Below are 18,674 nucleotides of genomic sequence, written 5' to 3' on the forward strand. Positions count from 1 at the left end.
CATTGATTTTCACCACGAAACTCGCCAAGCCCTCCCAAGAAATGAGATAGACAGCATTGATATCACCTCCATGTAAACTTATGCTCTTCCCTATTGGACGATTAAATCCACAGAATTCTGTGATGGTTTCTTGCTGTTGTGTATTCAGCATTATTTATTGTTCCAATTGGTCATGGTCATTTGTAAACCAATCGTTGTAAAATCTTTGATAAAATTGGTAGACATCTCTATGCGCTCGGGTAAATCCAAGGCTTCCTTCTTTTTCCATTCTCCCAAAACATAATCTGCTTGTTGCCCTGGATGAAAATCATTACCAACCCCAAATTTCAAACGTGCATATTTCGGTGTCCCCACCATTTTTTGAATGTCCTTTAAACCATTGTGCCCCGCATCAGAACCTTTTCCTTTTAAACGCAAAGTTCCAAACGGAAGAGAAATATCATCCATGATAACCAAAACATTAGACAAAGGAATTTTTTCCTGCTGCATCCAGTAGTTAACAGCTTTACCGCTCAAGTTCATGAAAGTTGTTGGTTTAATCAATACCACTTGGCGACCTTTCCATTTGGCATGAGCTACTTGTGCATGCTTCAAGGTTTCGAATTCAGCTCCACGTTCTTCGGCAAATTTTTCTACTACCTTAAAACCAATATTATGTCGCGTGTTCTCGTATTTCGCACCAGGGTTTCCTAATCCAACAATTAGATATTTCATCACTACAATTTTATGCAAAAATAATAGTCTGCCTTAATCTACCTTGGTCAAAGCAGTAGAAACTAGTTTTAGGTCGTCTCGTTGGGTTTTATGCAAAACGGATTTACCTGTTTCAGGAGAAGACCCAACCACGTAAGAAGCCCTAAGAAAAGCCCTGTTTTCATTAGAAAAATAACAGAAATGATAATCCAAACTCCCCCTCAACATTTGTCGGTAAGTTTTACTCCCATATCCGTGATTCCCTGTTTTTGCAGGTATAAATGGAGACATGTAGCTTCCAGTATAGAAGAACATCATATCCCCTTCCTTTACAAACAGTTTTACGGTGGAATTGGATCCTATAAACCTCCCACTCACTTTACCTTGTTCTACATTTTCATAGATGACCACATAAAGATCACTTGCGCTTTTGTTTTGAAATTTATGTCCTACCGTTTCAGGGGTTTCTTCATTAACTTGTATATGATTAAGGGATAGACCTTCGGTTTCTTCCAACTCATCGCAACGCTCTATAAAAGTATTACGTGATTGAATAAATCGTTGTAAATCATAATCGAGCAATAAATCATGTTTCAAATTTCTGGCTTTCTCATTTTTAATTGATGTAAATGCTGAACTAACTTCCACAAGACTAATTGGCGCTCCTAGAAAATTATCTACAACAACATTTTCTACATTTTCATCTTCTAAAGCAACCGGCTTGTACAAACTATCTAACATGGCCATTTGGCCTTCAGAAATACTATCAAACCCACTCTGAAAATGCATGATTTCAGGTGGATTCACCTTGGTGTCTTTGAGGTAAAAACCAAAAGCAACACACAACACACTTACCAACAAAATGGCGCCTACCAATTTCTGCCATTGCTGTACTTTGCTAATTCTTACTTGTCTTTTTTCTTTTTTAAATTGAAGCTTACCCGTTCTCAACGCCAAACTAAACTCATCTACCTTTTTGTTGTGATGTGGATTAAGATGTAACAACTGTATTTTACTCAAAATATTTTGAGCCAATTGCGGGATCATCGTAGGATGAGATAGTAACTTCTGAAAAATTTCTAGGGGGATTAATTTCACCGCGTAATTCTCCTTCCCTAGCGCATCCAAACAACGATAGAAATCTGCATGATACAATAAAGTCGTAGCATGTATCAACCTGCGTTCGCTATCTACTCCCTTGCATTTCTGTTGTAATGACGCCAACATACTATTTATGTATTGTACCACCGTGAGCTCTACCTCAAGTAACGATCTTTCTACAATTAAATCAGTATAGCCCAACAACTCAGCCACCCTACTCCAATTTTCTTCTTCCAAAGCATCTACCAGCGCAAGTTTTAACTTCTCCTTTAGATATGGGGTAATGAATTTTTGGAAAGAAGTAAATAAACTGTGCTCTCTTATCACATTATCTATACGCAAACTGGTAAAATCTCCTCGGGTCAAGGCCTTTTTAATTCCAGGGTGTAAACGTATCCACTCTATAAAAATAAGGGCTTCCCCTTTCAGTTCCTCTAGAAAATGGGCTAGGTTTTCAGTGTTAAAGTGCTTCCCGTAAATAGTGATCTCTTTCTCCTTGTCTTTCTTCAAATATTGTTTGAGTTGTTCTATTAATTCAGCGATTCCTGCCTGATTTGGCAAACCGAAAACTTCAGAAAGATCATGTGGTGAAAAAAACTGCATAGGACGTATATGTTGACAGTTAAAGTTAGCTGAATAATTTATCTCGGCGACGTATATCCCTAGAATTTTGTGTTATGATTATGTTGCCAATCGATAAGAGATGCAGCTCCTCTACTCCCGAAAAAATTTAATTCCAATCAAACACGAACCATTTTACTCTTCAAATAACTTTTATTATTCATCAGAATCACGATATTTACAACTTCAATAAGCCAATACTATTGTAGAATTTAAAGCTTAATAATGGATTTGAACAAACAACTCATAGATAAAAGAGAACAGTCGAAATTAGGTGGTGGGGCAGACAGAATTGCCAAGCAACACGAAAAAAGTAAACTTACAGCCAGAGAGCGTATTAACCTGCTTTTGGATGAAAATTCTTTCCAAGAAATGGGGATGTTTGTTGAACACAGATCTGATTCTTTTGGTTTAGGTAAAAACAAAATTCCTGGAGATGGTGTAGTAACAGGTTACGGTACTATCCACGGAAGAACAGTTTATGTTTTCTCTCAAGATTTTACTGTTTTAGGAGGTTCGCTTTCTGAAACACATGCAGAGAAAATCTGTAAAGTAATGGATTTGGCCATTAAAAACAGAGCGCCAATTATTGGATTGAACGATTCGGGAGGAGCTCGTATTCAAGAAGGAGTAGTTTCTTTGGCAGGATACGCTGATATCTTTTACAGAAACACTTTAGCCTCTGGATCTATTCCACAATTGAGTGTGGTGATGGGACCATGTGCTGGTGGAGCCGTTTATTCTCCGGCATTAACAGATTTCATCTTCATGGTAGAAGATACTTCTTACATGTTCGTTACCGGGCCAAACGTAGTGAAAACCGTTACGCACGAAGAAGTAACATCTGAAGATTTAGGTGGAGCAAAAGCACATGCTGAGAAATCAGGTGTAAACCACTTTACGTCTCAAAACGATGTAACAGTATTACACGAAGTAAGAGACTTGATGTCGTACTTACCACAAAACTGTGAGACCTTTGCACCACATCCTACAAAATTCGAATTCAACACAAGTAAATTAGATAAAATAGGAAGCATACTTCCAGAAAACTCTACACTTCCTTACGACATGAGAGAGGTTATCGACTGTATGATAGACGATAATTCTTTCCGTGAAGTACACAAAGATTTCGCAACCAACATCGTAGTAGGGTTTGCAAGAATCGAAGGTAGAACAATTGGAGTTGTAGCCAATCAGCCTGCTTCATTGGCCGGTGTATTAGACATTGATGCATCGCGTAAGGGAGCGCGTTTTGTACGTTTCTGTGACTCGTTTAACATTCCTTTATTATGTGTGGAAGATGTACCAGGATTCTTACCGGGTACTGACCAAGAATGGCGAGGTATCATTTCTCACGGAGCTAAGCTATTATATGCATTCTCAGAAGCTACCGTTCCAAGAATTACAGTAATTACACGTAAGGCTTACGGTGGTGCATTCGACGTAATGAACTCTAAGAACATTGGAGCAGATTTGAACTTTGCATGGCCAACAGCAGAGATTGCAGTGATGGGAGCTAAAGGAGCTGCAGAGATTATCTTTAAAAGAGAAATTGCTTCAGCAGAAAACCCAGAGGAAAAATGGAAAGAAAAAGAGCAAGAATACGCAGATATGTTTGCTAACCCCTACAAAGCAGCCGAAAGAGGGTTTGTGGATGATGTAATTTTACCATCAGAAACGAGAGGTCGTTTAGCTGCTGCCTTTAAAATGTTAGAAGGTAAAAAAGAAGTATTGCCCAATAAAAAACACGGAAATATTCCGCTATAAGCATAGAAACATTTAAGTTAAAGGGTAATCGAAAGGTTACCCTTTTTATTTGCAGCACGCTGAATCTGGTTTATCTTCAATTAACCACTTGTACAATTTATTTTCACAGTTAATTGATTCTCACTAACTTTCCATCAAACACTATATCATGCTTAAAAAACACTTCTACATCACCGCTTGCCTACTCCTACTTTTAAGTGCCTGTGCACCGGCCCAAGACGTCAACGAATGTGTAAACGCAACACCCTATAATTTCTTAGGAGGATTATGGCACGGAGTGATTGCTCCCATCAGTTTTGTCATAAGTTTATTTAAGGAAGAAGTTGCCATTTACGCCGTAAACAATACCGGAGGTTGGTATGATTTCGGATTTTTAATTGGAGCAGGTGTATTTTTAGGAGGAGGATCTAGAGCCGCGAAAAAAAGGAAATAGGAGTATTAGTTTACTTCTATTCTATTCTTCACTTGATCGGGGTCATCCAAAATCTCCCAAACATTGAAGCGCTGCATTACTGCCTTCTTATTGGCAGCCAAAATTGCACCTGGATTACTCATTTCTGTAACTTCTCCGTCGGGAAATCGGGTAATAGAAACATAACTAGCCTCCTTTAACTTCTCTCTGTCTTTCGCTTTTATCTTCTTAATTACAGGATTGAGCATGGCCATAGATTTTCGCTGAAAAACACCTTTCTCCCAACTCATCCAAGCATAATCACCCTCTTCTTTGGCATATTTTTCAACCACATGCTCCAAGGCTACAATAGAATCAAATTTAAGGGATAGGTTGAACACAAAATAATCAAAATCCATGCTCGCCGTCACCCCAGAAATCCCCGGTTCTTTCTCCAATAAATCCTTGTATTTTTCGAGTGTGTCTAAAATGTCTGTTTTACTAGGAACGCGTTTCCCATCCAAACTATCCAGAGCCATTATACCTTTCAACTTAGTGGCAGAGGCACTCATGTTGAGTTTCACCTTCAAACTACCACTTCCATTTTTATTTAGGGTTAAATCTTCTATCAACTCAAAACAAGAAGTCAACAAAAACAAAAAAGAAAACAAGGCGAGAAGAGAAAGCTTTTTATACATGATGCAACACGATTAATGCTATAAAAATAAAAAAGCCCCGACGAGTATCGGAGCTTTTTCTAAAATATCTTTTGCGAATTAACTTCCACAGTATAAACATCCTTCATCATCGAAATTGTCTGCTTCAGGATTTGTTTCAATCTCCGGTTGCAACTGTTTTTTCAATTCATATATAGCTTGTTGTGTTTCGCCATCTTCGAACAAGTTCCCCGTTAACTTGCTTTTTAATTCTTCTATCTGTTGCGTGATTTCTTGCTCGCTCATAACTTCAATTGTTTTTCGGTACACCCAAATTTAGGACAAAGTAAAAACGTGTCAAAATTAGGTTTTACACAATTTCAAGTTCATTGTTAATTAATTTTATCGAGTGCTTCATTCACAGGACTTTTCATTTTTTCACACATGAATAAATAGTTTATTTCCGTTATTTTGAAGACGCAATGAATGATTTCTGAAGAGAGAAAATTTTCATTTCTTCATACTGAAATAAAAATTCTAACGTTAGCATCCATATGAAACTGCTCTACTGCCTAATTCTTCTTACTCCCTTGCTACTTTCAGCTCAAAATTGGGAGGAATTGCCCAATTTCCCTGGAGATGCAAGAGATGATGGAGTTGCGTTTACCTTACTAGGTAAGGGATACTGCGTTACGGGAAAAACGGACAACAACAATACTACCAACACATTATATGTTTACGACCCAGTTACAAAAAAATGGGAACCGGGAAGCAGTTTTCCTGGCAAAGGAAGGCAATACGCATCTGTATTTACAATTCGAGAAACAGCATACCTCATCGGGGGGTATAGTTTGAATGGAGAAGCCCTGAAAGATGTTTGGCAATACGATGCCCGTTCAGATAAGTGGGTGCAGAAACAAGATTTCCCCGATTCGGCAAGATGGAGCACTGTTGCCTTTAGTTCTGGAGATTTTGGTTATTTCGGACTGGGAGCATCTTTCAGTGGTTTAAAAAAAGATTTTTGGAAATACCTTCCCGAAAAAGATAAATGGATACAGCTTAAGGATTTCCCAGGTGAGGCCAGAAGAGATGCCATAGGGGTTTCAATTCAAGGAAATGCTGTGGTCGGCCTAGGTTTAAAAAGCTTTGATCTAAATGGTCACTTTGAAGATCTTTATCGTTTTGATGTTATCCAGCAAACATGGACCCAACTCAATAATTTCCCAGGAGGAAAACTCAGTTATGCCTTTGCAGATAAAATAGGTACAAAACTCATTGTAGGTGGAGGTATGAAAGGAGATCAAAATTTTCAGAGTAAAGTATACCAATACGATGGGTTGACACAGAACTGGATCCAACTTGACTCCCTTCTAGCAGGTCCCATGCGCGGTTGTTCCCACTTTGTAATTGCTAACGACTTTTACCTTTGCACGGGGTTAACAGCATCTTTTACACGTTCCAAGTTATTTCACCGACTTCAATTTACATCGCAAGAATTCATGGTGTACCCCAATCCAGTTCAACAGCAATTATATTTCACTGCCTCTGCTGATAAGCTACCCCTTGAAATAAAATTCTTCAACCTTCAAGGTAAATTAATTTATGAAGCGAATACGGCAGACAACTATTTGCTATTACCTCCCTTAAATGCTGGGGTATACATCTGTAGATTTACCAAAAACAACACCCTAATTCACACCGAAAAACTAGTCATTCAATAAAAATTTTCGTGTAGGTTTTGAACGCCTTTGAATTTGAAGTGTACAGTACTTCGAATTTTAAAAACAAAACCATGAAATATTTATTCCTCACCCTTCTCCTGTTTGCTGGTTGGCAAACTAAGGCGAACGAATACCCTGTAGATTCTAAATTAAAATCGGTTACGGTTTACACGCAGGGAGCCCAAATTCATAGAACTGCATCCTACAAAATTTCTTCAGGTGTTCATGAAGTAATTATAGAAGGAGTTAGTCCGAGAATCGATCAAAGAAGTTTACAAATCACAGGAACAGGAAACGTCATCATACTTGATTCTAAGTACGACATCCTCTACCCTCAACCCGATGAAGTAGAAGATGCTAATGCGCTTCCTTATGCTATTCGAAAAAAAATTGCAGCACTCGAAGATTCAATCTTCACACAACGTTATGTTGTATCAGGACTCAACAATCAATTGAATGTTATTCAAAGTTCTGAAAACATGATTAAATCCAACCCTATCATGCAAGGGAAAGGAAAGGTTGGAGACAGTTTAGAGTTGTTGCAAAAATCCTTGAATTACTATCAGAACAAATTGATGGAGTTGAGTAAACTGCGTTTGGAATTAGATCAACAAAAAGCGGAAGAACAACGCTTGCTCAATGAAATGCAGGCGCGTTTGAGAGAATTACAACAATACAAAAGAAACACAGGTCAAGGAAATCCAAAGCCCAAAGCACCTACACACCGCGTAATCATCACCCTACAAGCGAAAGCCTACACCCAAGGTACATTAGATATTTCGTACTTAGTAAGTAATGCAGGATGGCAGGCCATGTATGATTTAAGAAGCAGTGCTGATCAAGATAAAATCAACTTAAACTACAAAGCACATGTTTACCAAAACACAGGAGTAGATTGGGAAGATGTAAAATTGAATATTTCTACCAACAATCCTTATCAAAACAAAACGAAGCCAGAACTGAGAGAATGGTATTTAACAAGCTACATTCCTAATTTAAGGAAAGTCCAGGTTCAGAAAAGAGCACCACAACCTGTACAAGAATTAGAAGAAATTCAAGTCACAGAAGCTTACACCAACAATGCTGACATAGATGACAGTAAGAACTTCGCCTATGCTAGTACAAGTGCCAACTACACCACCGTAGTGGAACAAAAAATCAATGTAGAATTCCAAATCGATTTAAAATACAGCATTAAATCGAACAACAAAAAGCACATGGTGCTCATTAAAAATGAGGATATAGATGCGGACTTTGCTTACTATACCGTTCCAAAATTAGATGAGTCTGTATACCTCGTAGCCAACATTACCAATTTGGATGATTTAAAACTCGTACCAGCCCAAGCTAATATTTTCTTTGATGGATCTTATGTTGGAGAAACATATATCAATCCAGGAGTAATGGATGACACCCTTTCTTTGAGTTTAGGTAAAGATCCTAACTTGATTGTAGAAAGAAAGTTCTTGAAGAAAAAATACAAAGAGAAAATAATCGGAAACGAAGTTGCCAAAGCAAGTGAGTATGTATTGCGTGTGAAAAACAACAAATCAGAAAACATCCGATTAATTATACAAGACCAAATTCCAATTACCCGAAACGAAAACATTGCCATAGAAGTAAATGACATTGGCAAAGGTGATTTGAACGAACGTACAGGGTTGGTTGAATGGGAAGTAAAAGTTAAATCTGGCGAATTAGTAGAAGTGCCACTGAGTTATACCGTATATCACCCAAAAAATATGCAAATCGCGGTGAGGTAAATATTTCCCAAAATTCAGAAATGTTTACTAGAAAGGTTGTAGCCCTCGGGTTATGACCTTTCGTCATTTCTGCAATTCACATTATTTAAGCGGCAGACCAGTTTAAAATAGCAGTACAAATTCCATTGAAAAAATTAACTTTGAGGGTTCATGAAGGAGGTAGAAGATTTGGTGCAAGAATTTCGTCCAATTACACTGGAAGAAATGGATACGGTGAAGCTAATGAACCGTGTGGATACCAAGTTTGCCTTTACCCGAGAAGAACTCCACTCCTTACTTCCTAAACTTCTAAAACACTATCAAATTTTAGAGGTAGATGGTATACGCATACCTACCTACAAGAGTCTCTATTTCGACGATGATAACTTTACTTTTTACAAAGATCATCACAATGGAAAAAACAGCAGGTACAAAGTACGTTTTAGAAAATATGTGGAAAGTGACTTGATGTTTCTTGAGGTAAAACATAAGTTTAAAGGGAGGGTGAAAAAGAAGCGTATACGCGTGGATGATTTCGAAGACCACCTTTCTAAACATTCGCTAAAGTTCGTAAACAAACACGTTGATCACTTGGGAGATGTGGAAGCCAAAATGTGGAACATTTACCAACGCATCACCCTGGTTAATTTGGATTTGGAAGAGCGTTTAACCTTAGACATCAATCTTCAGTTCAACTGGAAAGATGAAGTTAAGAAGTTCGATGACCTTGTCATTGCAGAAATCAAGCAAGAAAAAGTGAACCGCAATTCTCCCTTCTTCACGGTGATGAAAGCTATGGGGATTAGACCCTATCGTTTGAGCAAGTACTGCATCGGAACAATTGAATTATATTCGCAGAAAAAAATAAAGTACAATCGCTTTAAAGAGAAATTACTAAAATTGAAAAAAATCAATAATAATGTTGCTTAACATATTTTCTAACATATCTGATTTAATGGATCTTCAGATTACCAATAAGGATGTGTACACCCTCATTTTCAGGCTCATCATCACCTTGGTTTTCCTTACCATTATTATTCGATTTTTATACTACCCGAAAACCAAGCGAAAAGATTATTTATTCACCTATTACCTTATTGGTTTGGTAACCTTCTTCCTTTGTTTTGGTTTAAAAAAGCTAGATATAGACACGGGAATGGGACTTGGTTTATTTGCCATTTTCGGTATCATTAGGTATAGAACCAACCCGATTGAGATCAAGGAAATGACCTATCTCTTTATCGTGATTGGAGTATCGGTAATCAACTCACTTTCGAGCAAGCAAATTAGTGTAGTAGAGATGAGTATTGTTAACGCAACCCTCATTCTATTAACTTATGGATTGGAATACTTGTGGTTACTCAAACACGAAACACGCAAAACAGTTGTCTACGAAAAAATAGAATTAATTAAACCAGAAAATGAAGCCTTGATGCTCGCTGATTTAGAAGAGCGAACTGGTTTAAAAATCAATAGATTTGAAATAGGAAAAATAGATTTTTTGAAGGATGTAGCAGAAGTGAGAATCTTCTATTTCGATGATGAACAACACATCAGTGATTACAACTCATCTTCTTCAGAAAACGACATCGCATAAACGAACACGAAACAATAATTTTATGAGTTACGAAAACCTTATCGTTGAACAGAAAGGAATGACACAAGTCATTACCATTAACAGACCCAAACAATTAAACGCATTAAACAAGGCTACGATTCAAGAATTACACGAAGCTTTGGATGCTGCAGATAAAGATGCTCAAACTGGAGTAATCATCTTAACAGGATCTGGAGAGAAATCTTTTGTTGCTGGAGCGGATATTAAGGAGTTTGCAGATTTTGATCCTGCACAAGGAAAAGAATTAGCGGCTAAAGGTCAGGAAACACTATTTACTTTCTTACAAAACTTAAGCACACCAGTTATCGCTGCAGTTAACGGTTTTGCCTTAGGTGGAGGTTTAGAATTGGCAATGGCTGCACACATTAGAGTAGCTTCTGACAATGCTAGAATGGGACTTCCAGAAGTTTCTTTAGGTGTAATTCCAGGATACGGAGGAACACAGCGTTTGGCACAATTGGTTGGTCGTGGTAAAGCAATGGAAATGGTAATGACAGCAGGAATGATTGGAGCTGAGGAAGCGCAATCTTGGGGCTTAGTTAACCATGTAACAACACAAGAAGAGTTGATGGCATTAGCCGAAAAAATTGCTGGTAAAATCTTAAACAATTCAGGAAACGCCATCGCTGCAGCTATCCGCGCTATCAATGCCAACTACGAAGATGGAGTGGATGGGTACGCTAAAGAAGTAGAAGAATTCGGTAACTGTTTTGGAACTCCAGATTTCAAAGAAGGAACAGGTGCTTTTGTTGAGAAAAGAAAAGCAAACTTTAGATCATAAATTCTATGAGTGCAATTAAAAAGCTGGTTGGTCAAACTGCCATTTACGGATTATCGAGTATAGTCGGTAGATTGCTCAACTACTTATTGGTTCCACTCTATACGTATATTTTTGGATCTGCTACCCAGCATTATGGAGTTGTTTCTGAGCTCTATGCCTGGGTAGCATTTTTAATGGTCTTCCTTACCTTCGGTATGGAAACCACTTATTTTAGGTTTTTAAATTCAGAAAAAGACAAGGACAAGGTTTTTAATAATTCTTTTGTGAGTGTATTGCTCATCAATGCAATTATCATAATACCCTTTCTTTTATTTAGTCAACCTTTGGCCAATGCTATGCTCTATCCAGAGCACGTAGAATACATCATTTTACTTTTACTCATTGTAGCCATTGATGCCATTACGGCTCTACCTCTAGCCAAACTTAGAGCAGAAAACAAAGCTTTAAAATTTGCAGGAATACAGTTTTCTTCCATCGGTATTAACATCATTTTCAACCTTATCTTCTTGCTCGGTTTTTACGATCCAGAATTTCCTGAAGGAGGAATACAAATGATTTTGATGGCGAATTTGTTTGCTTCCTTTGCCAAACTCGTTCTACTCAGAAAGTCTTTCTTCCGAGTACAATTTCGCTTGGATGGAGCCCTCACCAAACGCATGTTGAAATATGCTTTTCCAATTGCTTTAGCGGGTTTTGCCTTCATCATTAATGAAACAATAGATAGAATATTATTGAAGCAATTACTTTACGCCAATACGGGAGATTTGGTCTATGCCGAGGCCCAAGTGGGTATATACAGTGCCTGTTATAAGTTAGCCATGTTGGTGACTATATTTCTACAAGCCTACCGATATGCTGCAGAGCCTTTCTTCTTTGCACAAGAAAAGGAGAAAGACAAAAACAAAACCTATGTGAAGGTAATGAACTACTTTGTTGCAGCCTTGTGTCTATGCTTCTTAGTGGTGGCACTAAACATAGACATCTTCAAACACTTTATTACCAACTCGGCTTACCACGTTGGTTTAACGGTTGTTCCCATTTTATTAATGGCGAACATTTTTTCTGGTATATACATCAACCAAAGTATCTGGTATAAGTTAAGTAACCAAACCAAATTTGGGGCTTACATTGCCATAGTTGGAGCAGTGGTTACTTTAAGCTTGAACTTTCTATTCATCCCTTCTTACGGTTACATGGCCTGTGCTTGGACTACTTTTTCTGTCTACGCTTTACAAATGATAGCCAGTTACGTGTTGGGACAAAAACACTACCCCATACCCTACAACCTCAGAAAATTTGGACTTTACTTAGGAAGTGCAGCTTTATTTTTCTTTATCACTCAATGGTTAAATTTAGAAAGTGGGGCTTTTCAATTTATCATCTACAACAGCTTCATTCTATTATTCTTGGGAATCTTCTGGTTCATAGAGCGTCCAAAATTCAGATAGCCAGAGAAGAAATTAGTATATTCAGACCCTATTAACTAATTTCTAATTAAAATCATGCAAAAACTACTCACGCTAGGTCTGGTTTCCCTAAGTACCTTTTTCATCAATGCTCAAGCTGTAATAGAGGACAGAATTGAAGTTGAAACCAAAGAAACCTCTGATGAAACAATTTCATCTTTTGGAACGGCAGGTTTTGTGTTTTCTAACGAAAAAGTTGAACGTAAAGAAAGAACTTTAAACTTTGACATCTATTCTACAGATTTAGAAGTAACCGAGTCTTTCCAAAAAACTATTGATCGTAAATACAGCTATGAGCGTCAGTTTACCGACGATAAAGCTATATATCAAATCCACTTCAACAAACGTGGTGAATACGAATTTTTCATCCTTGATGTTGAGGAGCAAGAATTAGATCAATTCTCCGGTATGTTACCAGACAAGATGAGTATTCAAGAGATGAAGGTAATGAATGGAGTTTGTTACCTAAGAGGAATAAGCAAACGTGAAGATTATATTATCAAATTAGATTTAGACTCTCACAAGATGAAGTCTATTCCTATTCGTATAAAAAACGTAAAATCAAAAAAGATACGCGTGAACAACATGCAGATGTTGGAAGACGCGAATGAAATTCTACTTTCGCTCGACGCAACCATATCTAAACACGAGAGAGACACTTACCTTTTCCTTATCGACAATGAAGGAGATACCGATTTATTTAAAATCTATTCGACTACAAAAGACAAAGAAAAACTCATTGATTACAGTTTTTCTAAAATCGGAGAAGACGCCTATTCTATTTCTGGTACTTATTCTAAACAAAGCACATCTACCTCAGAAGGATTGTTCTTTGGTATTATAGACAACCAGAAAGTAAAAAGTATCAACTTCTATAACTTCTTAGACTTAGATGATTTCTTGAGCTATTTACCTGAGCGTAAACAAGAAAAAATTGAGAAAAAGAAATCTAGAAAAAAGAAAAGAGGGAAGGAATTAACCCTTAGTTACAACATTGCTACCCATGATGTTATTAAGAAAGAAGACGGAAGTTTCATTTTTATAGGAGAAGCATATTACGCTACTTACAGAACCGTTACAACTGTGAATGCCAACGGAACAACTTCTACTAGACAAGAATTTGACGGATACAGATACACCCATGCGGTTATTGCAAAATTCGACTTAAACGGTGACTTAGTTTGGGACAATTGCTTTGAAATGAACCCAGGGTACAAACCCTACCACGTAAAACTTTTCTTAGAAGTAAATACAGAGGATTCAAATAATTTCTCTATGATGTTTACAACTGGAACTACTATCGTTAGTAAATCTGTTGACTTAGATGAAGGAGATATTACACGTGAAGTTGAAAGTGAAAAAATTGAACTTAAAGAAAATGAAAAAGTAAAATACTCGAGAACAGAATTAAGCTACTGGTTCGAGGATAATTTCCTACTTTTCGGTATCCAAAGGATTAAAGACAAAGATGCGCCGCTTGGAAGTAGAAGAAGAACTATCTTTTTCATCAGTAAAGTAAACTACGAGATATGATAATTACAACAACAGAAACAGTTCCAAACAAAGAGATTGAAGCAATATTAGGAGTTGCTCGTGGTAGCACCGTTAGGGCAAGAAATGTGGGAAGAGATATTTTTGCAGGACTTAAAAACCTTGTGGGTGGAGAAATTTCCGAATACACAAAGCTCCAAGCTCAAAGTAGAGAGCAAGCCATGCAACGCATGATAGAAGATGCTCAGAGACTCAACGCAGACGCAATAGTTAATGTTCGCATTACCACTTCAATGGTTATGCAAGGCGCCTCTGAAATTTTAGCATACGGAACTGCTGTAAAATTTAAGTAATGGAACTCCTCTTTACACTTACAACATACTTCCCTTTAATCATGGGAACACTTGTCCTGGTTCTACTTATATACCTCGTTATTCAGCGTGGAAAAGAGAAAGAAAAGGAAAATTTTGAGGATAGAGATAATTGAAAAAAAGTCCTGCAGCGATGCAGGACTTTTACGTTTAATAAAAGATGCTCCTTATTCCAGCGCCAAGCTCCATACAGCCCCGCTTTTTTCGTTTGTTTTCATTACATTTGCAAACTATGAAAGTTAAGGTAATCAACACATCAGAATTTTCTTTACCTCAATACGAAACCTCAGCATCTGCTGGAGTAGACGTACGAGCGAATATAGAGGAAAGCGTAACACTTCAACCTTTAGAAAGAGCATTAATCAAAACAGGTTTGTTCTTGGAAATTCCTGAAGGGTACGAAGCTCAAGTTCGTCCGCGTAGTGGATTGGCATTAAAGAAAGGAATTACCGTTTTAAACTCTCCTGGTACGATAGATGCAGACTACCGTGGAGAAGTTGGTGTGATACTTATTAACTTATCTAACGAAGCATTTACCATAGAAAAAGGTGAACGAATAGCGCAAATTGTTTTTGCAAAGTTCGAACAAGCCGAATGGGAGGTGACTGAAAATTTATCTGAAACGAAAAGAGGTGCTGGCGGATTTGGCAGCACTGGCGTAAAATAATTGCTATGAAAATTATCGTACCTATGGCGGGAAGAGGATCTCGTCTTAGACCACACACATTAACTGTACCTAAACCATTAGTTCCTGTTGCAGGAAAACCAATTGTTCACCGTTTGGTAGAAGATATCGCAGCGATGTCTCCAGAAAAAGTAACTGAAATTGCATTCGTAATCGGAGATTTTGGAGCAGCGGTAGAAGAAGAATTATTGGCAGTGGCCGAAAGTTTAGGAGCAAAGGGATCTATCCACCATCAGGAAGAACCTTTGGGAACTGCACATGCAGTGATGTGTGCTAAAGAAAAATTAGACGGGCCTGTTACCGTGGCCTTTGCAGATACATTGTTTAAAGCAGATTTTGAATTGAACAAAGATGCTGATGCCATTTTCTGGGTGAAGCAAATTGATAATCCATCTGCGTTTGGTGTGATTAAAATGAATGAAGCCGGTGAAATCATTGACTTTGTTGAGAAACCTCAGACCTTTGTATCGGATTTAGCGATGATAGGTATTTACTACTTTAAAGAAGGTAAAGACTTAAGAACTGAATTAGAATACTTAATCGACAACGACGTTATTAAAGGTGGTGAATACCAGTTGCCGGATGCTTTAAAACGTATGACAGAGAAAGGAAACAAATGTTTCCCTGGAGAAGTTAGCGAATGGATGGATTGTGGTAACAAAAAAGTTACGGTAGAAACCAACCAACGTGTATTGATCCACGATGCTGAAAAAGGAGTTGATAACGTTCATGCTTCAGCGGTAATCGAAAACTCAATCATCAATCAACCTTGTTTTATTGGTGAAGGAGCTGTGATTAAGAATTCTGTGGTTGGTCCTCACGTGAGTGTTGGTAAAAATACTAGTGTTGAAGACAGTATCATTAAAAACACAAATATTCAGGCGGATACTCGCATCAATAAAGCTATATTAGAGAACGCCATGATAGGGAATAAAGTTATTTTCGAAGGAAGAGCGAAAGACCTTAGCATTGGTGATTTCTGTGAAATTACTGAATGATAAAATTGAACTACATAGGAATTTGTTTAGCGTTTGTTTTAGTCAGTTTTTGGGGTGTTGCTCAGCCTAAAGATTTGAAAAAGCAAGCGCTAGACGATGCCCATAGTTTAAGTACCAAAGCCTATCCAGCCATTGAAGATTTCCACAAAGCCTTGCGCTTACAGTTAGCAGGAAATCTCGAAGAAGCTAAATCCATTTATCTTACTTTACTAAAATCAGATCGCGCAAATGACGCGATTTACTATGCCTTGGGTAATTTAGCTCAGGAGCAAAAGAACCCCAACCTTGCTCAAAATTACTTTGATACAGCTTATTCCTTAGATCCAGAGAATTTATACTATGCCGAGATTCTGGCATTGACCAATATGGAATTGGGTAAATTTAAGGAAGCACTTCCTTTATGGGAAAAGGTCGTTAACCATCAACCCAGAGATTACAATTTTCAATATTATTTGGCCCAGTGTAATGTGCAATTGGGGAATTACAAAGCCGCAGTTGAAGCTTTAAATAACGTAGAAGGATTGGTAGGTGTTAACCCCCAAATCTCTAGATTGAAGATAGAGATGCTGCCTATTATAGGGCAAGAACAACTGTTGGAAGAAGAAATTACGAAATTAAGACTTGCAGACCCTTACAACCCTGAAACACAAACCTATATCATTAGATATTACATTAAAAACAGTGAGTTAGAAGCGTTTAAAAAACGCTTAAAGTCAGATTTAACACTTCCATCTCCGCATGTTTCTACCTTTTTATACTTGCTAAAGATCAGACCTGAAATTCAACCCGAATTAAAAAAAGAGGTCCTCCAAAAAGGGATTCGTACAAAGGTTTTACCTGCGCTTACCATAGCAGAACATTTGCAATACTTGGAAGATCAAGCAGTTTTTAGCAAAGACAGTGTGGCAGCAATTGCACAACAATTACAAGAAAATTATGCCGACCACCCTGAAGTGGTAAAAGCACTAAATATTTACTACAAGGAAGCAGGGAAAGCTAACAACTTATTAGTCCTGGCGCAAGAAAGGTTGAAGGAGAATCCGAACGACTACAAAGCCTGGTTAGATTTGAATTTACTCCAGGCCCGCCTGGGCTTGTTTAATGCCATGAATACGAGTGTAGATCAGGCTTTGGAAAACTACCCGGTTCTTCCGCAATTTTATTTTTTAAATGCTCAAGTTCTGGCTTTTTACAATGAAAAAGAAATGGCTACAGAAAGTATTGAACTGGGTGAAAGTTACTTACTTTTTGACGCTGATACGATTAATTTTCTACATGCAGTGAGCAAAGCGCATTTAGCAATTTTGGCAGGGGATTCGAAAGCCTACAAAGCCTTTATGTCTAAGGCTAAAGCATTGAACATTATGCAGAAAGATTACCAAGTGATGGCCCTCCACTTCCAACACTTTTACAGGGCTCCCAAACTTGTAGATCTCAATGAAGTAGATTCTAAACTTGAAATTTTATTGTATTTTCAAGCACTAGAAGCTACAGCAAACGGTAATTTTACCGAAGCTCAAACTAAACTGAATTCATTTTTAACAACTTATCCACAACATGCCAATGCATGGGATTTACTCGGTGATGTTTATTTCAAACTCAACCAAGTAAGTCAAGCTGAAATGGCCTGGAAAAAGGCACAAAAACTCATAACCAATAACCTAAACATAAATAAGAAATTAGAAACAAAAACCTTCTATGAACAGAAGTATTACTAAAATACTGACTTTAACCGTTATTAGTGTTGTACTTACCGCTTGTGGTGTGCAACAAGTAAACGATAAACTGGATAAATTGCCGCGTATGAAAACCAATGATTTGGTTGACGTACTAGATAGTATTTCACTTTTAAAGCCAGAACATTTCTATTCTAAAATTTCAACTGATTTTTCGGATGGGCATGTTTCGTATAGCTTTAAAACTTCTTTGAGGGTTCGCAGAGACAGTGCAATCAATGCTTTTATCACCTATGCCAATATCCCCATGATAACGGCTATGATAACACCTGACACGTTAACGATTGTCAACCGAAGAGAAAAGTGTTACATCCAAGAAAACATGGAGTATTTAAAAAGTATTTTAGGTGTTGAATTTAAGCAACGTAACTTGGAGGAAATCTTTTTGGGTCAACCTATAGATTGGAACAAGGATGAGAAGTACTTCCAAATTCACGATCCTTACAATTACATCATTTCTAGTCACAAGAAAAGACAAATCAAAAAAGCCGATAAGAAAGACGATTACGACGAAATCATTCTATTATATTACCTAGATAACAAAGCGCAAAACCTCAACAAAATTGTAATTGAAAACCCTATAGATACAACGCATATAGAGGTGAATTACAAAAAGCGCCAAATGGTAGATAGTTTAAATGTTCCGGAGTTGGTTGACGTATTGATTACAACACCTAGAGACACCATTAACATAGCAATGGATTACAATAAAACAAAGGTTAATCAACGTAAAAAACTATATTTAGCTATCCCTGATGATTATGAAGAATGTCAGTAAAATAGCACTCCTTGTCCTCACCCTCTTTATTTTTGGTGCTTATTGGGCGCAAAAAACA

Annotated in this window: 18 protein-coding genes; 14 read left to right on the forward strand and 4 right to left on the reverse strand. The window is 37.5% G+C overall.

Annotated features, from left to right (window positions below; translation table 11 throughout):
- Positions 1–150 precede the first annotated feature (150 nt).
- Together pth and AC22ZQ_RS04590 are read right to left on the reverse strand one after the other, a co-directional pair.
- Positions 151–714 (reverse strand): aminoacyl-tRNA hydrolase, encoded by a 564-nt coding sequence (gene pth / locus AC22ZQ_RS04585; RefSeq protein ID WP_318957531.1) that lies wholly within the window; start codon positions 712–714, stop codon positions 151–153.
- A gap of 33 nt (positions 715–747) precedes the next feature.
- Positions 748–2,397: a hypothetical protein gene (locus AC22ZQ_RS04590; protein WP_318957532.1), complete on the reverse strand. Its 1,650-nt coding sequence runs from the start codon at positions 2,395–2,397 to the stop codon at positions 748–750.
- Positions 2,398–2,640: 243 nt separating this feature from the next.
- Between AC22ZQ_RS04590 and AC22ZQ_RS04595 the strand changes: the two genes are divergently transcribed.
- Both AC22ZQ_RS04595 and AC22ZQ_RS04600 read left to right on the forward strand, forming a co-directional pair.
- The gene (locus AC22ZQ_RS04595) at positions 2,641–4,182 is read left to right on the forward strand and encodes an acyl-CoA carboxylase subunit beta (RefSeq protein ID WP_318957533.1); all 1,542 of its coding nucleotides are present in this window, start codon (positions 2,641–2,643) and stop codon (positions 4,180–4,182) included.
- 148 nt (positions 4,183–4,330) lie between these two features.
- Complete coding sequence (locus AC22ZQ_RS04600) at positions 4,331–4,615, forward strand: hypothetical protein (protein ID WP_318957535.1); 285 nt, start codon at positions 4,331–4,333, stop codon at positions 4,613–4,615.
- 5 nt (positions 4,616–4,620) lie between these two features.
- On the opposite strand, the gene AC22ZQ_RS04605 is transcribed toward AC22ZQ_RS04600, so the two are convergent.
- Both AC22ZQ_RS04605 and AC22ZQ_RS04610 read right to left on the reverse strand, forming a co-directional pair.
- On the reverse strand, positions 4,621–5,271 hold the full coding sequence (locus AC22ZQ_RS04605; RefSeq protein ID WP_318957537.1) for a hypothetical protein: 651 nt from the start codon (positions 5,269–5,271) through the stop codon (positions 4,621–4,623).
- Positions 5,272–5,349: 78 nt separating this feature from the next.
- Positions 5,350–5,535 carry a hypothetical protein gene (locus AC22ZQ_RS04610; protein WP_318957538.1) on the reverse strand — a complete coding sequence of 62 codons (186 nt, stop codon included), beginning with the start codon at positions 5,533–5,535 and terminating at the stop codon, positions 5,350–5,352.
- Positions 5,536–5,783: 248 nt separating this feature from the next.
- Here AC22ZQ_RS04610 and AC22ZQ_RS04615 point away from each other — a divergent pair, with 248 nt between their 5' ends.
- The 12 genes from AC22ZQ_RS04615 (at position 5,784) to lolB1 (ending at position 18,616) form a co-directional block, all read left to right on the forward strand.
- The gene (locus tag AC22ZQ_RS04615; protein WP_318957539.1) at positions 5,784–6,950 is read left to right on the forward strand and encodes a Kelch repeat-containing protein; all 1,167 of its coding nucleotides are present in this window, start codon (positions 5,784–5,786) and stop codon (positions 6,948–6,950) included.
- A 71-nt stretch (positions 6,951–7,021) separates the two neighbouring features.
- Positions 7,022–8,713, forward strand: coding sequence for a DUF4139 domain-containing protein (locus AC22ZQ_RS04620; RefSeq protein WP_318957541.1), 1,692 nt, complete (start codon positions 7,022–7,024; stop codon positions 8,711–8,713).
- A 150-nt stretch (positions 8,714–8,863) separates the two neighbouring features.
- A complete protein-coding gene (locus AC22ZQ_RS04625) occupies positions 8,864–9,622 on the forward strand; it encodes a polyphosphate polymerase domain-containing protein (RefSeq protein ID WP_318957542.1) in 759 nt (252 codons plus the stop codon).
- Positions 9,612–10,289: a DUF4956 domain-containing protein gene (locus AC22ZQ_RS04630; RefSeq protein WP_318957543.1), complete on the forward strand. Its 678-nt coding sequence runs from the start codon at positions 9,612–9,614 to the stop codon at positions 10,287–10,289. Before AC22ZQ_RS04625 ends, AC22ZQ_RS04630 begins: the two co-directional genes overlap by 11 nt.
- A 22-nt stretch (positions 10,290–10,311) precedes the next feature.
- Complete coding sequence (locus AC22ZQ_RS04635; RefSeq protein ID WP_318957545.1) at positions 10,312–11,091, forward strand: enoyl-CoA hydratase/isomerase family protein; 780 nt, start codon at positions 10,312–10,314, stop codon at positions 11,089–11,091.
- A gap of 5 nt (positions 11,092–11,096) precedes the next feature.
- A complete protein-coding gene (locus tag AC22ZQ_RS04640; RefSeq protein WP_318957547.1) occupies positions 11,097–12,539 on the forward strand; it encodes an oligosaccharide flippase family protein in 1,443 nt (480 codons plus the stop codon).
- 54 nt (positions 12,540–12,593) lie between these two features.
- Positions 12,594–14,090, forward strand: a complete 1,497-nt coding sequence (locus AC22ZQ_RS04645) for a hypothetical protein (protein WP_318957548.1) — start codon at positions 12,594–12,596, stop codon at positions 14,088–14,090.
- Positions 14,087–14,401 carry a YbjQ family protein gene (locus tag AC22ZQ_RS04650; RefSeq protein ID WP_318957549.1) on the forward strand — a complete coding sequence of 105 codons (315 nt, stop codon included), beginning with the start codon at positions 14,087–14,089 and terminating at the stop codon, positions 14,399–14,401. The genes AC22ZQ_RS04645 and AC22ZQ_RS04650 overlap by 4 nt, the downstream gene beginning before the upstream one ends.
- Before the next feature lie 250 nt (positions 14,402–14,651).
- Positions 14,652–15,086, forward strand: a complete 435-nt coding sequence (gene dut / locus AC22ZQ_RS04655) for a dUTP diphosphatase (protein ID WP_318957551.1) — start codon at positions 14,652–14,654, stop codon at positions 15,084–15,086.
- A gap of 5 nt (positions 15,087–15,091) precedes the next feature.
- The gene (locus AC22ZQ_RS04660; protein WP_318957552.1) at positions 15,092–16,102 is read left to right on the forward strand and encodes a sugar phosphate nucleotidyltransferase; all 1,011 of its coding nucleotides are present in this window, start codon (positions 15,092–15,094) and stop codon (positions 16,100–16,102) included.
- Positions 16,099–17,820 (forward strand): tetratricopeptide repeat protein, encoded by a 1,722-nt coding sequence (locus AC22ZQ_RS04665; RefSeq protein ID WP_318957555.1) that lies wholly within the window; start codon positions 16,099–16,101, stop codon positions 17,818–17,820. The genes AC22ZQ_RS04660 and AC22ZQ_RS04665 overlap by 4 nt, the downstream gene beginning before the upstream one ends.
- Positions 17,801–18,616: a lipoprotein insertase outer membrane protein LolB1 gene (lolB1, locus tag AC22ZQ_RS04670; RefSeq protein WP_318957557.1), complete on the forward strand. Its 816-nt coding sequence runs from the start codon at positions 17,801–17,803 to the stop codon at positions 18,614–18,616. Before AC22ZQ_RS04665 ends, lolB1 begins: the two co-directional genes overlap by 20 nt.
- Positions 18,617–18,674 lie beyond the last annotated feature (58 nt).

The organism is Lishizhenia sp. (genome assembly GCF_057456495.1).

Bases quoted from the DNA above. Each gene is read 5' to 3' on its own strand.
- AC22ZQ_RS04595 (WP_318957533.1), top strand. From the start codon at position 2,641: ATGGATTTGAACAAACAACTCATAGATAAAAGAGAACAGTCGAAATTA.
- AC22ZQ_RS04640 (WP_318957547.1), top strand. From the start codon at position 11,097: ATGAGTGCAATTAAAAAGCTGGTTGGTCAAACTGCCATTTACGGATTA.
- AC22ZQ_RS04605 (WP_318957537.1), bottom strand. From the start codon at position 5,271: ATGTATAAAAAGCTTTCTCTTCTCGCCTTGTTTTCTTTTTTGTTTTTG.
- AC22ZQ_RS04600 (WP_318957535.1), top strand. From the start codon at position 4,331: ATGCTTAAAAAACACTTCTACATCACCGCTTGCCTACTCCTACTTTTA.
- AC22ZQ_RS04635 (WP_318957545.1), top strand. From the start codon at position 10,312: ATGAGTTACGAAAACCTTATCGTTGAACAGAAAGGAATGACACAAGTC.
- dut (WP_318957551.1), top strand. From the start codon at position 14,652: ATGAAAGTTAAGGTAATCAACACATCAGAATTTTCTTTACCTCAATAC.
- AC22ZQ_RS04665 (WP_318957555.1), top strand. From the start codon at position 16,099: ATGATAAAATTGAACTACATAGGAATTTGTTTAGCGTTTGTTTTAGTC.
- AC22ZQ_RS04610 (WP_318957538.1), bottom strand. From the start codon at position 5,535: ATGAGCGAGCAAGAAATCACGCAACAGATAGAAGAATTAAAAAGCAAG.
- AC22ZQ_RS04660 (WP_318957552.1), top strand. From the start codon at position 15,092: ATGAAAATTATCGTACCTATGGCGGGAAGAGGATCTCGTCTTAGACCA.
- AC22ZQ_RS04620 (WP_318957541.1), top strand. From the start codon at position 7,022: ATGAAATATTTATTCCTCACCCTTCTCCTGTTTGCTGGTTGGCAAACT.
- AC22ZQ_RS04615 (WP_318957539.1), top strand. From the start codon at position 5,784: ATGAAACTGCTCTACTGCCTAATTCTTCTTACTCCCTTGCTACTTTCA.
- pth (WP_318957531.1), bottom strand. From the start codon at position 714: ATGAAATATCTAATTGTTGGATTAGGAAACCCTGGTGCGAAATACGAG.
- AC22ZQ_RS04630 (WP_318957543.1), top strand. From the start codon at position 9,612: ATGTTGCTTAACATATTTTCTAACATATCTGATTTAATGGATCTTCAG.
- AC22ZQ_RS04645 (WP_318957548.1), top strand. From the start codon at position 12,594: ATGCAAAAACTACTCACGCTAGGTCTGGTTTCCCTAAGTACCTTTTTC.
- AC22ZQ_RS04625 (WP_318957542.1), top strand. From the start codon at position 8,864: ATGAAGGAGGTAGAAGATTTGGTGCAAGAATTTCGTCCAATTACACTG.
- AC22ZQ_RS04590 (WP_318957532.1), bottom strand. From the start codon at position 2,397: ATGCAGTTTTTTTCACCACATGATCTTTCTGAAGTTTTCGGTTTGCCA.
- lolB1 (WP_318957557.1), top strand. From the start codon at position 17,801: ATGAACAGAAGTATTACTAAAATACTGACTTTAACCGTTATTAGTGTT.
- AC22ZQ_RS04650 (WP_318957549.1), top strand. From the start codon at position 14,087: ATGATAATTACAACAACAGAAACAGTTCCAAACAAAGAGATTGAAGCA.